Source organism: Halopseudomonas laoshanensis, assembly GCF_008365385.1.
Lineage (GTDB): Bacteria > Pseudomonadota > Gammaproteobacteria > Pseudomonadales > Pseudomonadaceae > Halopseudomonas > Halopseudomonas laoshanensis.
Window position 1 is genome coordinate 302,345 of record NZ_QOVF01000002.1, and the last position, 13,747, is coordinate 316,091.

Below are 13,747 nucleotides of genomic sequence, written 5' to 3' on the forward strand. Positions count from 1 at the left end.
GTCAACCCCCTAATCTCAGCCGCCGGCGCGCTTGGCCTGGTAGCCTTGACCCGCCAGCCATTGACAGATGAAATCTGCCTTGTCGCCTTGAATCTCGATCACGCCTTCCTTCACACCTCCGCCACATCCGCAGCGCGCCTTTAGCTCTTTTGCCAAGGCCTTGAGCTGATCCGGCGCTAGAGCGAGACCGCTGACCGTGGTAACGGTTTTACCGCCGCGTCCTTTGGTTTCTCGGCGAACGCGAGCGATACCGTCGCCCTCGGGAATGCCGGGCTCTGCGCAAACGCACGCAGCGACCGCCGCCCGACATTGGGGGCAGGTACGACCAGTTTCGGTTGAATAAACCAGACCGCCTAATCCAGCCAGGCCTTTTGTGGATTTCACCATCGACTTACTCCAACGCTAAACTGTCACCAGCAGCAGGGCCTGCAGGGAATCCGGGGTGTACAGCTCATGTTCACGGCGCCAGGACGAGGTCGTATCAATCCAGCGCAGATCCATTACTTCTTCTGGCTGCATCCGGATCGGCCCATCCCAGCAGCAGCTGTAAACGCCGCCCCAGAGTTTGCTCTCGGAGGACTGAAAGAAAAACCGGCCGTGCGGCGTCAAAGGTACACCAGCGATACCCAGCTCTTCCTCGAGTTCCCGTTCGGCACCCTCTTGGTAGGACTCACCGGCGGCCACTACACCTCCTGCGGCCAAATCCCAGAAACCCGGGTAAAGACGCTTGTGAGCAGTACGCTGGTGCATGCACAACAGACCCGCACTGTTATAGACGAATATATAGGTGCAACGGGTGATCAACCGCTGCTCCTGAATTTGTGAACGAGGCACGATACCCAGCACCTGATCATGCTCGTCCACATGCCACACTTGCTCCCGCGCTGATGCAGCCAGGTAGGCTGCCACAGAAGAGGTATTCATTCGCAATCAGCCTTGCTCGAGCAACTGTCGCAGATCGATCAGGGCAGCATTGGCGCGGGACAGATAATTGGCCATGACCAATGAGTGGTTGGCCAGCATCCCGTAACCGCCACCATTCAGGATGACCGGGCTCCAGAGGGGCTCCTGGGTCGCTTCAAGCTCGCGAATGATCTGATGCAGACTGGCCTTGGCGTTTTTGCGCCCAATCACCTCGGCAAAGTCCACCTCGATCGCACGCAGCAGGTGTATCAGCGCCCATGCCGAACCACGAGCTTCGAAGAAGGTGTCATCGATCTCGGTCCATGGCGTTTTTTCACGAGGGCGACTGCCGTCAGTGACAGCACCCTGGTCGACACTGGCAGACAGACGTTGTGACAGCGAGCCCAAACGGGTATTCACATCACCGACCCAACTGGCCAGGTTATCCGCCCGGGCATAGAAATCGGCATCCCCGGCCTGCAGGCGCCGAGTATACTTTTCCATCGAATTCAAGCCGCTCTGGTATTCGCTTTCCGTCGCCGGAAACGCCCAACTGTCGTTGTCAAAGTGAAACAGGGGTTCTGCCTTGGCCAGATCAACATCCTCGGCCGATTGTGATTGTGAACGCGCCATGTCACGGCGCATTGCCCGCGTCATGTCGCGAACCTGCACCAACACACCAAATTCCCAATGCGGCATGTTGTCCAGCCACAACCCTGGAGGGGCAACATCATTGGTGATAAACCCGCCCGGCTTGTTCAACAGGGTCGACATCAAATGCGCCACAGTAACCGCAGTCAGCTCGCCGCTTACGGGCACCGTCTGGCTATCGCGAGTGCTGGTGATTGGCTGCAGATCCGGTTCGCGGCTCCAATACCAGCCAACGACCACACAAATCAGCAGATAGATCAGCAAAAGCCCGATCAATACAGGCGCCACAAGAGAGCGTGTCGTGCCCGAGCTCAATGTCTCCGACCGATCTGCGGAACGAGTGGAACCGCCACCCGTCGACCATTTTCCTATTCTCATTACCTACTCCTGTGGTTTTGCGTCTTCGCAGCATATCATTCTGGCGACACGATCACACGGGCAGCAAACACCTCGCCAGACACCCGCCAGAGCTTCAGGCCATCGGTTTAAAGACCTGCAAGATGCCCTCCAGTTCATTACTATCGCCGAGCGGCAGAGCGCAGCGGTACTGGCACCCTCGTTGCCACTCCGGCCAGTCGCAAGTGATGACATTTTGTCGCTCGGCAAAGGCGGTTTCAGCGTTTATAGTGGCAGTCCAGAACTTGCCCAATTTTGCGGATGGTCGATTTGCTGCTACGCCTTGTATTGCTGTTGTGCCTGCTCTTGCCCGGCGTGTCCCAAGCCAGTCTGCTTGACCGCTCACCAGCGCCGGCTTTTTCCGGCTTGGTTGACGGCACCGGAGGGCAGGCCGACTTTCTGCCCGTTGCGCAGGCTTTCAAGCCGGGCGTCGTGGCCGCTGATGATCAGCGGATCCGCATTCAGTTTGATATCGCCCCAGGCTACTATTTATACCGCCACCGCTTGGATTTCCGCCTGACGAACGACAGCCTGATCAGGAATATTGTGCTTCCCGACGGCATCGCCAAGCACGACGAGTTCTTTGGCGATGTAGAGGTCTACTACGATCGCGTTGAGATCATTCTGGAACTGGCCGGCGCAGCCTCTGGGCAGCAGTTATCTGTCGACTTCCAAGGCTGTGCCGATGCGGGTCTTTGCTACCCGCCGGAAACCGTGCAATTGCAACTGCCCGGGGAGGCCAGTTCAGTCATTTCACCGGCGCTACCCGACACTGCCGATACAAACGCTGAACGCCTGTCGATCCTGGCGCTGGCCCTGTTTTTTCTCGCCGGTATCGGGCTGACATTCACCCCTTGCGTGCTACCCATGCTGCCCATTCTGTCGAGCATGGTTGTCGGCCGCAAAGACATTGACCGCCCCCGTGCGCTGGCTCTGGCGGGCAGCTACGTGCTGGCAATGGCGCTTACTTTCGCGCTGGTCGGCGCGTTGATCGGACTCTTCGGTGCGGCGCTGAATATTCAGGCACGGCTTCAATCACCAGCAGTGCTGATTACCTTCGCGGTCTTCTTTGGTCTGTTTGCACTGGCGATGTTCGGCGTATTTGATCTGCGTCTGCCTGCTTTTCTGCGTGAGCCCCTGGAGCGTGCTGGCAGCCGCACCCGAGGCGGCTCGATCCCTGGCACAGCGCTGATGGGCGCGCTCTCGACACTAGTGGTATCACCCTGTATTTCTGCCCCGCTGGCAGGCGCTCTGGTGTATATCAGCAGCACTGGCGACGCGGTGGGCGGCGCGTTGCGGCTGTTTACACTTGCGTTGGGTATGGGTTTACCGCTGCTGCTGGTGGCCGTGTTCGGCAATGCGTTTCTACCCCGCTCCGGCCCTTGGCTAAACTCGGTAAAAAATCTGTTTGGCTTTGGTTTGCTGGGCGTCGCGATATGGCTACTGGAGCGCGTGCTCCCGGGCCCGGTGAGCCTGGCCCTATGGGCCACATTGGCCGCCGGACTAGCCGTGCAGCTCGGACTTTTTGATCGCAGCCCACGCGGAGCATGGGGCCACATTGGCCATGTGCTTGCGCTGCTATCGGCTATCTATGCGGCGATTGCTCTGACGGGGGCGTTAGCCGGAGCGAGCGATCCGTTACGCCCATTGATGCCACTGACTGCTGGGAGCCAGCGCAGTGCAGAGGCAGATAGCGGCTTTTTTACGCGAGTCAGCAGCCAGGCCGATCTGCAGCGTGAGCTGGAGCTGGCCCGCAAAAACCAACGCCCGGCGCTGGTGGAGCTATATGCTGATTGGTGCATCAGCTGCAAGATCATGGAAAGAACCATTTTGGCTGCACCTGAAGTGCGTGAACAACTCGAGCCCTTCGCGCGGATCAAGTTTGATCTCACGGACAATACCGCCGATCAGCGCAGTTGGCTGTCCGCACAAAAGCTGTTTGGTCCGCCGGCATTTTTATACATTGATGCCCAAGGTAACGAAATCGAGCAATTGCGGTTGATGGGCGAAACCGATAAAGAGACTTTCCTGACACATCTGCGCAAGGTAACCGTCAGATAATTTTCGGCGTTAATGCGCCAATCATGCAGGTATCTGAGGGGATTGATCGAATTCTGGACAGCCACTTCTGATTCCGGCAGACTGGCACCCATGACTGATGAGTCAAACTTTCAAATGCCAGTGGAACGGACAATCATGGCCAGCATTCTGGTCCTTAACGGACCCAATTTAAATTTACTCGGCACGCGTGAGCCCGGCGTTTACGGCACCGCCACGCTGGACCAGATTGTACAGCAGCTGCGGGATCAGGCCACCGGCCAAGGCCATCATCTGCTAAGCCTGCAAAGCAATGCCGAGCATGAATTGATTGAACGCATTCATGCGGCCCGGGACGAGGCGATTGATTTCATCATCATCAATCCCGCCGCTTTTACTCACACCAGTGTGGCAATACGTGACGCATTGCTGGCAGTGAGCATCCCATTTATCGAAGTGCATTTATCCAATGTGTATAAACGCGAGCCTTTTCGGCGCCACTCATACTTCTCGGATGTCGCCGTGGGCGTCATCTGCGGGTTGGGGGCCAAAGGTTACCAGTTGGCACTGGACGCGGCGTTACACCATATTGATCAAACCGAACAAGACTAAACTGCTCTGGAGTGCAAGCACCAATGGATATCCGTAAAGTTAAAAAACTGATCGAGCTTCTGGAAGAATCCGGGATAGACGAACTGGAAATTCACGAAGGCGAAGAATCCGTTCGCATCAGCCGGCACAGCAAGCAAGTCGCTGCGCCACAACACTATTACGCTCCACCGCCTTCTGCTCCAGCGCCAGCAGCTGCACCTGTAGCGGCGGCTCCGATGATCGAGCCCGCTCCGGCCGAGCCAAGTGGCCACCTGGTCCGCTCGCCCATGGTTGGTACCTTCTATCGCTCACCCTCACCAGCGGCCGGTTCCTTCGTAGAAGTCGGCCAGAGCGTCAAGGCAGGCGATGTGCTCTGTATTGTTGAAGCCATGAAGATGATGAACCACATTGAAGCCGATAAAAGCGGCGTGATTCAGGCCATCCTGGCTGATAACGGCCAGCCGGTGGAATTCGATCAACCCCTGTTCAGCATCGCCTGAGCCCGACCCGGAGGCTTCGATGCAAAAAGTCCTAATTGCCAACCGCGGTGAAATTGCTCTGCGCGTCATTCGCGCCTGCAAGGAACTCGGGTTGAAGACTGTCGCTGTGCACTCCACGGCCGACCGTGAACTCATGCACCTGGCGCTAGCTGACGAGACCGTTTGTATCGGTCCAGCCAATGCCACTGATTCCTACTTGAACATTCCGGCGATTATCAGCGCTGCCGAAGTGACCGGCGCCGACGGTATTCACCCCGGTTACGGCTTCCTGGCTGAGAATGCTGACTTTGCCGAGCAGATCGAACGTTCAGGCTTTACCTTTATCGGCCCCAGCGCCGAGGTCATCCGCCTGATGGGTGACAAGGTGTCGGCGATTGCCGCGATGATCAAGGCCGGTGTGCCTACCGTGCCGGGGTCCGATGGCCCGCTGCCTGATGATGAAGCCGAATGCCTGACCATCGGTCGGCGCGTTGGCTACCCGGTGATCATCAAGGCCTCGGGTGGTGGCGGTGGACGCGGCATGCGCGTGGTGCATGAAGAAGCCGAGCTGATCAAATCGATCCACCTGACCCGCACTGAAGCCGGTGCAGCCTTTGGCAACCCGGTGGTCTACCTGGAAAAATTCCTGACCAATCCGCGTCACGTCGAAGTACAGGTGCTGTCCGACGGTCAGGGCCATGCGGTGCATCTCGGCGATCGTGATTGCTCGCTACAGCGCCGCCACCAGAAAATCATTGAAGAGGCTCCCGCGCCGGGCATCGACGAAGAAGCCCGGGCCATGGTCCAGGCGCGCTGCGTCAAGGCCTGTATCGATCTGGGCTACCGCGGCGCCGGTACCTTCGAATTTCTCTATGAGAATGGCGACTTCTTCTTTATCGAGATGAATACGCGCGTTCAGGTTGAGCATCCGGTATCCGAGATGGTCACCGGCGTCGACATCGTCAAGGAGCAAATCCTGGTTGCCTCGGGTAAGCCCTTGAGCATCACCCAGGAAGACGTGGTGATTCGCGGCCATTCGATTGAATGCCGAATCAACGCGGAAGATCCGAAAACCTTTATGCCCAGCCCCGGTACCGTGAGCTTTTTCCACGCGCCAGGCGGCAACGGCGTGCGGGTAGATTCGCACCTGTATAGCGGCTACAAGGTTCCGCCGAACTACGATTCACTGGTCGGCAAGTTGATCACCTACGGCGCCACCCGTGACGAAGCGCTAGCACGCATGCGCAACGCGCTGGATGAGCTGGTAGTCGACGGGATCAAGACCAATACGCCGCTGCATCGCGAGTTGGTACGTGATCCAGGTTTCTGCAAGGGGGGCGTCAATATCCACTACCTCGAGCACAAGCTGGGTATCAAGTAAGCCCTGCCTGCAACCTGCACGTGTATGATCCAACCTTCGGGAGCGGCCAGTCCGCTCCCGAACTTTTTCTGTTGCTGGAAGCCCGTTTCAAAATCGGTTGTTTAGCACCCGTTATTTATAACCCGTCATTTAGAACTTAGCTCCGAAGGAATCCCCATGCCCTGGCTGCAACTGCGTCTAGCGATCACCCCTGAACAGGCCGAACCACTGGAAGAGTCGCTACTGGGATTAGGGGCGGTTTCCGTCACCTTCATGGACGGTGAAGACCAGCCTATTTTTGAGCCGGACCTGGGAACTACTCCGCTGTGGTCACATACCCACCTGCTCGCCCTGTTTGAAGCCGACACCGATTCAACCCAGCTGCTGGAAAACCTCGCTAGGCTGTCAGCGGGCGCGCTGCCAGAGTATCAGTTGGAACAGATCGCCGATCAGGACTGGGAACGCAGCTGGATGGAGCACTTCCAACCCATGCAATTTGGCCGTCGGCTATGGATAGTGCCCAGTTGGCACGCAGCCCCGGAACCGGATGCAGTGAATCTGCTGCTGGATCCAGGCCTGGCTTTCGGTACGGGTACTCACCCGACTACCGCGCTATGCCTGGAATGGCTTGACGCTCAGCAATTGCAGGATCTGGATGTAATCGATTTTGGTTGTGGCTCAGGCATTCTCGCCATCGCCGCGCTGCTACTCGGCGCCAGACAGGTTTGCGGCACCGACATCGATATTCAGGCGCTCGAAGCCTCACGCGACAATGCCCAGCGCAATCAGATAGTCGATGAGCGCTTCAGTTTATATCTACCCGAACAAATGCCGCAGGAACCTGCTGACATTCTTGTTGCCAATATCCTTGCCGGTCCGCTGGTCAGCCTCGCCAGCCAGCTAACCAGTCTGGTCAAGCCCGGCGGCCTGATTGCTTTGTCCGGCATTCTTGCCGAGCAGACAGAGGATATTCTTGCTGCCTATAAGGATAACTTCGCGCTTGACCCTGTCGCCGAGCGCGATGGTTGGATACGCGTCAGTGGCCGTCGGCACTTGGCGGCCTGACCGGGTTCACGCACAATAGCCGGTCGAACACCCCGAACGTCACAGCAACGAAGGAATAGCGGTTGGCCATGAATGAGATGCTGGTAGCGCAATGCCCCCACTGTCAGACGCGTTTCCGCCTTTCTCAGGATCACCTGCAGGCTGCCGCGGGCAATGTGCGTTGTGGTGCTTGCCTGAAAGTGTTCGACGCCAGCGCCCAGATCAATAGTGCCGAGCCCGAACCCTCTCCAGCGCCGGATGCTGCGAAAACCCCACCCCCGCCACCCGCGGCTGGCGAGCCGGGCAGTGGCCGTCAGGGTACCTTGCTGATTCACGACGATCTGGAGTTGGACGATCTGGACCTGGAAGCGCTGGGGCTGGACGAGTCCATTCTCGAAGAGATCAACCCCGACGCCAGAACGACACATTCCGAGCCTGAACATCCGACCACCGAGCCTTCTGCCGATATCAGCCCGGCCGCGGCGCCATCATCGGCGTCAATAGATCCGGAAGTTAATGCGCCAGAACCCGTGGAGCCGACCGATAACGACGCTACGGACGTATTTGTCGGCGAGCATAGTGACGAGGAAATACAACTGCTGGCTGAACCCGAACCATTCAGCGAGCCTCTGTGGGATGATGCTCCAGCTACCGACGATCAAGCCGCCGCTGATGAGCCCCCGCGCGCCGATCCGCAGAACAACTGGACGCCCACCGATGCCGATATCGACCGAGCGTTCGAGTTCGACTCAGCCCGGGACAAACCTGACGCCTGGGATCTGGATTTCAACCTGGATAACGATCTCGCAGACAAACCGCCGTATACGGCCAATAGCTCGGATCCACTGGATGATATCGAGCTGCACGAGGCGTTTCGCAACGCAGCCAGCTCGCGTGATTTTGCGCCACGTCCTCTGCCACCTGAGCCACTGCCAACTGATGACCGCAAGCCAGATCCGTTTGACATGGACAGTCCGCCGTCCATCGGGCCACTGAGTGCAGCCCCTCCCGAGCAGGGTATTTTTCTGCGGGACCAGCCTTTTTTGCTGCCAAATCCCGAGCCGCGAGCAAAGCGTCCGCAGCCATCTGAGGAGGCGCCAGCCCCGACGGCTAAGCGAGCGCCTCAGGAGCGCCGGGAGCCCAGCCTGGATAGCACAGGCTTTGGCGATGATCTGCAGCTCCCCGAGCTGATAGACGAACCCCTGTATCTGGATGATCGCCCTAGGGCCCGCCGCCCGCGGCGGCAATGGCTGTGGACGTTGCTCAGTATAATCGCCGCACTGGCGTTACTCGGGCAGGTAGCAACCTATAACTACGCAGCCTTGGCGCATAACGAGCGTACCCGCCCCATCATGGAACAAGTGTGCTTTCTGGCTGGTTGCCAATTGCCTGCCCGGGTCAATATAGATCTGATCCGTAGCAGCAATCTGGTGGTACGGCCGCACTCCGACTTCCCGAATGCACTCGCCATCGATGTGATCCTTTACAACCGCGCTGATTTCGCCCAACCCTTTCCAGTGCTGCGCATGACCTTCAGTGATCTGGCCGGGCGCGAAATCAGCAGCAAGTTGTTTCAACCGGTCGAGTACCTCGGCGGCGAACTCGCCGGTACAACGCTGATGCCTCCGCAAACGCCAGTGCACGTTGGGCTCAGCATGCTTGACCCGGGCTCAAACGTGGCCAGTTATAATCTGGATTTCCTCAGCCCCTGAACCGCCTGGCGGATCTGCTCAAAAATCGTCCAGCTCAGTCTTTATATGGTCATCCAGAGCAGGTATCATTATCGCCCTTTTCACATTACTTGACCCTGACTCCCTTGTGTCATTGCCTTGGGCGTGCCGGCGAGCAGCAGTGATTACAGAGAGTACAGGGATGGACCAGGCAGTGACTCGTATCGGAACCTATCAACTCGCCAGCCCGGTCATTCTTGCACCCATGGCAGGCGTTACCGATCTGCCCTTCCGGCAACTGTGCCGTCGGCTGGGCGCCGGGCTGGTGGTTTCAGAGATGGTCACCAGCGATGTACGCCTCTGGAACAGCCGCAAATCCCGTCAGCGCCTTGATCACACCGGTGAAAGCGAACCCCGCTCAGTGCAGATTGCCGGCGGCGACGCCGAGATGATGGCCGAGGCCGCGCGCATGAATGAGCAACTCGGCGCGCAGATCATCGACATCAATATGGGTTGCCCGGCGAAAAAAGTCTGCAACAAGGCGGCCGGCTCAGCCCTGATGCGCGATGAAAAGCTGGTCGGCGAGATACTCGAAGCGGTGGTGAATGCGGTCAATCTGCCGGTCACCCTGAAAATCCGCACTGGCTGGTGTGCCGAAAAGCGCAACGGCCTGCAAATCGCCCGGATAGCCGAAGCATCTGGTATTCAGGCGCTGGCCGTGCACGGGCGCACCCGAACTCAGTTGTATACCGGTGAAGCCGAATACGACAGCATCGCTGCGATCAAACAGGCAATTGGCATACCGGTGTTTGCCAACGGCGATATCGACTCCCCGCAAAAAGCCCTTGCCGTACTCCAGCATACTGGAGCCGATGCGGTTATGATTGGCCGTGCAGCCCAGGGCCGCCCCTGGATATTCAACGAAATCAGTCACTTTCTGAAAACCGGCGAACTCTTGCCAGCACCAACACTGGATTGGCAGCAATCGATTCTGCAGGAGCACCTGCAGGCGCTGCACACTTTTTATGGTGAACATCAGGGCGTGCGTATTGCACGCAAACATGTTGGTTGGTATCTGCAAACCCTGCCTGGCGCAGAGGATTTCCGCCGCCGATTCAACCAACTGGAATGCTCCGAGCAGCAGCGCCGGAACATTCAGACTTTCTTTACCCGCTTGCTGGAAGGAGACCTTGCGGCATGAGCCTTATGAACGCCTCAGACACTATTGGAACAGAACCCGTGAGCGAACTCGCTGAAAAAAATCTTTACGTTGCCCCCGACAAGCTCAGCCAGAGTAGCCGCACCCTGCGCAATAGTGTCGAACAAGCACTGAAGAACTACTTCGATCATCTGGATGGACAGGACGTTACCGATGTATACGACATGGTGCTCTGCGAAGTCGAAGCGCCGCTGCTGGAAAGCGTGATGGAGCACGTCAAAGGTAATCAGACGCGGGCCTCCGAAATCCTTGGGCTCAATCGCGGCACCCTGCGCAAAAAGCTCAAGCAATACGGATTGCTCTAAGTCAATCTGCTACTACCCCGCTCCCGGCTTCCGGCTCCATATCCGAAGCTGCCACTATCCTTTATCTGATCTGGAATGAAGATGACCGACCAAACCACCCGCCTGCCCATACGTCGCGCGCTGATCAGCGTGTCCGACAAGACCGGCATTGTCGATTTCGCCCGCGAACTCAGCGCCCAGGGCGTCGAGATCCTTTCCACCGGCGGCACCTTCAAGCTGCTGCGCGAGCAAGGCATCAACGCCGTGGAAGTGGCCGACTACACCGGTTTCCCGGAAATGATGGACGGCCGGGTAAAGACCCTGCATCCGAAGATTCATGGTGGCATCCTCGGGCGGCGGGATATCGATGGGCAGGTCATGCAGGAGCACGGCATCCAGCCAATCGACATGGTGGTGGTCAATCTGTACCCCTTTGCGGCTACCGTAGCCAAGCCTGACTGCAGCCTGCCTGACGCGATTGAAAATATCGACATCGGCGGCCCGACCATGGTCCGGTCGGCGGCGAAGAATCACAAGGACGTCGCTATTGTCGTCAATGCCAGCGATTACGCCAGCATCCAGGATGCGCTCAAGCAAGGCGGGCTAACCTATGCGCAGCGTTTCGACCTGGCGCTCAAGGCCTTTGAACACACCGCCGCCTATGACGGCATGATCGCCAACTATCTGGGCAGCATTGACCAGCAGCGCGACACGCTCAGCACCGCTGACCGTGCCAGCTTCCCGCGCACCTTCAACACCCAGTTCATCAAGGCGCAGGATATGCGTTACGGCGAAAACCCGCACCAGTCCGCCGCCTTTTACCGCGAAGCCAATCCGACCGAAGCCTGCATTGCCACCGCCGTCCAGTTGCAGGGCAAGGAGTTGTCCTACAACAACGTAGCCGATACCGACGCTGCGCTTGAATGCGTCAAGAGCTTTACCAAGCCGGCCTGCGTTATCGTCAAACATGCCAATCCTTGTGGTGTGGCCGTGGTGCCTGAAAACGAGGGCGGCATTCGGCAGGCTTATGAGCTGGCCTACGCAACCGACTCGGAATCGGCCTTTGGCGGCATCATCGCATTCAACCGCGAACTGGATGCGGCGACCGCCCAGGCGATCGTCGACCGTCAGTTTGTCGAAGTGATCATTGCGCCGCGCATCAGCGCCGCTGCACGCGAAGTGGTCAGTGCGAAAGCCAATGTCCGCCTGCTTGAGTGCGGCGAGTGGTCGACCGAACGTCTGGCCGACTGGGACTTCAAGCGCGTCAACGGTGGCTTGCTGGTGCAAAGCAGAGACGTGGGTATGATTACCGAGGCCGACCTTAAGGTCGTTACCCAGCGCGCGCCCACCGAGCAGGAAATTCACGACCTGGTGTTTGCCTGGAAGGTCGCCAAATACGTCAAGTCCAACGCTATCGTGTATGCCAGCCAGCGCCAGACCGTAGGCATTGGTGCCGGACAGATGAGCCGCGTCAACTCCGCGCGCATCGCCGCAATCAAGGCGGAACATGCTGGGCTGCAGGTCAAGGGTGCAGTCATGGCGTCCGATGCGTTCTTTCCGTTTCGCGATGGCATAGACAACGCCGCAGCGAATGGCATCAGCGCGGTAATTCAGCCCGGCGGCTCCATGCGGGACGCCGAAGTGATCGCAGCGGCCGATGAAGCAGGCATGGCTATGGTATTCACTGGCATGCGGCATTTCAGACACTGATAGAGCGACAAGCACCAAGCGGCAGACATCAGGTGGCGCGCAAACGACCTGGACCCTGCCGCTGGAAGCTGGTCGTTCTTTGCACCGGAGAGATTGCATGAATGTTTTGATTATCGGTAGTGGCGGGCGTGAGCACGCACTGGCCTGGAAAGTGGCTCAGGATGCGCGAGTCGAGAAAGTCTTCGTCGCTCCGGGCAATGCCGGCACCGCTACTGAGCCCAAGTGTGAGAACGTCGCCATTGATGTGCTGGAGCTGCAAAAGCTCGCCGATTTCGCTGCGGCGAATGTGCAACTGACTATAGTCGGCCCAGAAGCGCCGCTGGTTGCTGGTGTAGTTGATCTGTTTCGCAGCCTCAACCTGCCCTGCTTCGGCCCGACCGCAGGCGCGGCGCAATTGGAAGGCTCCAAGGCCTTTACCAAGGATTTTCTTGCCCGCCATCAGATCCCCACTGCCGACTACCAGAACTTTACCGAGGTCGAGCCGGCCTTGGCTTACCTGGCAGAAAAAGGTGCTCCTATCGTCATCAAGGCTGACGGCCTGGCCGCCGGCAAGGGCGTAATAGTCGCCATGACGCTGCAGGAAGCGGAAAACGCCGTGCGCGATATGCTCGCGGGTAATGCCTTTGGCGAGGCAGGCTCCCGAGTCGTGATTGAGGAGTTTCTCGACGGCGAAGAAGCCAGCTTTATCGTCATGGTCGACGGTGAGAACGTCCTGCCGATGGCCACCAGCCAGGATCACAAACGCGTAGGCGACGGTGACAGCGGCCCGAACACGGGCGGCATGGGTGCTTACTCCCCGGCTCCGGTGGTCACTGCTGATGTCCACCAGCGCGTGATGGATGAGGTCATCTGGCCCACGGTGCGCGGGATGGCAGCCGAGGGCAACGTATACACCGGCTTTCTTTACGCCGGTCTGATGATTGATAGCCAGGGCAATCCCAAGGTCATTGAATTCAATTGCCGCTTTGGTGACCCGGAAACCCAGCCCATCATGCTGCGGCTACAGTCCAGCCTGGTGGATCTGGCCGAGGCTGCGCTGGCTGGCCAACTAAACAGAGCCGAAGCCGTTTGGGACCCCCGCCCCAGCCTCGGCGTGGTAATTGCCGCTGGCGGCTACCCGGCCGACTATGCCAAAGGCGATGCCATCGAAGGCCTGGAACAAGCCAACAGCACGTTGGGCAAAATTTTCCATGCCGGTACTACACTGAAAGCTGGCGCCACGCCGAGCGAGGCTACCGTAGTCACCAGTGGCGGCCGGGTACTCTGTGCTACGGCGTTAGGCGACAGCATTCTGCAAGCGCAACAGAACGCTTATGCCTTAGCCAGCAAGGTGAGATGGAAGGGCAGTTTCTTCCGCTCGGACATCGGTTACCGGGCCATCGCCAGAGAGCAAGAGTAGCAGG

General features: G+C 58.5%; 13 protein-coding genes. 10 read left to right on the plus strand and 3 right to left on the minus strand.

Features of this window, described 5'->3' with window-relative positions:
* Nucleotides 1-15 precede the first annotated feature (15 nt).
* From DT594_RS08030 to DT594_RS08040, 3 genes are read right to left on the minus strand one after another with little or no spacing between them, the layout of a single operon-like run.
* Nucleotides 16-387, minus strand: coding sequence for a translation initiation factor Sui1 (locus DT594_RS08030; RefSeq protein WP_149332207.1), 372 nt, complete (start codon nucleotides 385-387; stop codon nucleotides 16-18).
* A 15-nt stretch (nucleotides 388-402) separates the two neighbouring features.
* Nucleotides 403-924 carry an NUDIX hydrolase YfcD gene (yfcD, locus tag DT594_RS08035; RefSeq protein ID WP_149332208.1) on the minus strand — a complete coding sequence of 174 codons (522 nt, stop codon included), beginning with the start codon at nucleotides 922-924 and terminating at the stop codon, nucleotides 403-405.
* A gap of 6 nt (nucleotides 925-930) precedes the next feature.
* A complete protein-coding gene (locus DT594_RS08040; RefSeq protein WP_149332209.1) occupies nucleotides 931-1,932 on the minus strand; it encodes a DUF2333 family protein in 1,002 nt (333 codons plus the stop codon).
* 288 nt (nucleotides 1,933-2,220) lie between these two features.
* Here DT594_RS08040 and dsbD point away from each other — a divergent pair, with 288 nt between their 5' ends.
* The 10 genes from dsbD to purD all read left to right on the plus strand — a co-directional run bounded on the left by dsbD (nucleotide 2,221) and on the right by purD (nucleotide 13,743).
* Nucleotides 2,221-4,011: a protein-disulfide reductase DsbD gene (dsbD, locus tag DT594_RS08045; protein ID WP_425460520.1), complete on the plus strand. Its 1,791-nt coding sequence runs from the start codon at nucleotides 2,221-2,223 to the stop codon at nucleotides 4,009-4,011.
* Nucleotides 4,012-4,146: 135 nt separating this feature from the next.
* Complete coding sequence (gene aroQ, locus DT594_RS08050) at nucleotides 4,147-4,599, plus strand: type II 3-dehydroquinate dehydratase (protein ID WP_149332211.1); 453 nt, start codon at nucleotides 4,147-4,149, stop codon at nucleotides 4,597-4,599.
* 23 nt (nucleotides 4,600-4,622) lie between these two features.
* Entirely contained in the window at nucleotides 4,623-5,078 is a 456-nt protein-coding gene (accB, locus tag DT594_RS08055; protein WP_149332212.1) for an acetyl-CoA carboxylase biotin carboxyl carrier protein, read from the plus strand.
* 19 nt (nucleotides 5,079-5,097) lie between these two features.
* Nucleotides 5,098-6,438, plus strand: a complete 1,341-nt coding sequence (accC, locus tag DT594_RS08060) for an acetyl-CoA carboxylase biotin carboxylase subunit (protein ID WP_149332213.1) — start codon at nucleotides 5,098-5,100, stop codon at nucleotides 6,436-6,438.
* A gap of 156 nt (nucleotides 6,439-6,594) precedes the next feature.
* Nucleotides 6,595-7,482, plus strand: coding sequence for a 50S ribosomal protein L11 methyltransferase (gene prmA / locus DT594_RS08065; RefSeq protein ID WP_149332214.1), 888 nt, complete (start codon nucleotides 6,595-6,597; stop codon nucleotides 7,480-7,482).
* Nucleotides 7,483-7,550: 68 nt separating this feature from the next.
* On the plus strand, nucleotides 7,551-9,173 hold the full coding sequence (locus tag DT594_RS08070) for a DUF3426 domain-containing protein (protein WP_149332215.1): 1,623 nt from the start codon (nucleotides 7,551-7,553) through the stop codon (nucleotides 9,171-9,173).
* A gap of 160 nt (nucleotides 9,174-9,333) precedes the next feature.
* Nucleotides 9,334-10,332, plus strand: a complete 999-nt coding sequence (dusB, locus tag DT594_RS08075) for a tRNA dihydrouridine synthase DusB (protein ID WP_149332216.1) — start codon at nucleotides 9,334-9,336, stop codon at nucleotides 10,330-10,332.
* Nucleotides 10,329-10,655: a DNA-binding transcriptional regulator Fis gene (gene fis, locus DT594_RS08080; protein ID WP_231703237.1), complete on the plus strand. Its 327-nt coding sequence runs from the start codon at nucleotides 10,329-10,331 to the stop codon at nucleotides 10,653-10,655. Before dusB ends, fis begins: the two co-directional genes overlap by 4 nt.
* An 81-nt stretch (nucleotides 10,656-10,736) precedes the next feature.
* Entirely contained in the window at nucleotides 10,737-12,344 is a 1,608-nt protein-coding gene (gene purH / locus DT594_RS08085; RefSeq protein WP_149332217.1) for a bifunctional phosphoribosylaminoimidazolecarboxamide formyltransferase/IMP cyclohydrolase, read from the plus strand.
* 97 nt (nucleotides 12,345-12,441) lie between these two features.
* A complete protein-coding gene (purD, locus tag DT594_RS08090; protein WP_149332218.1) occupies nucleotides 12,442-13,743 on the plus strand; it encodes a phosphoribosylamine--glycine ligase in 1,302 nt (433 codons plus the stop codon).
* Nucleotides 13,744-13,747: the final 4 nt, after the last annotated feature.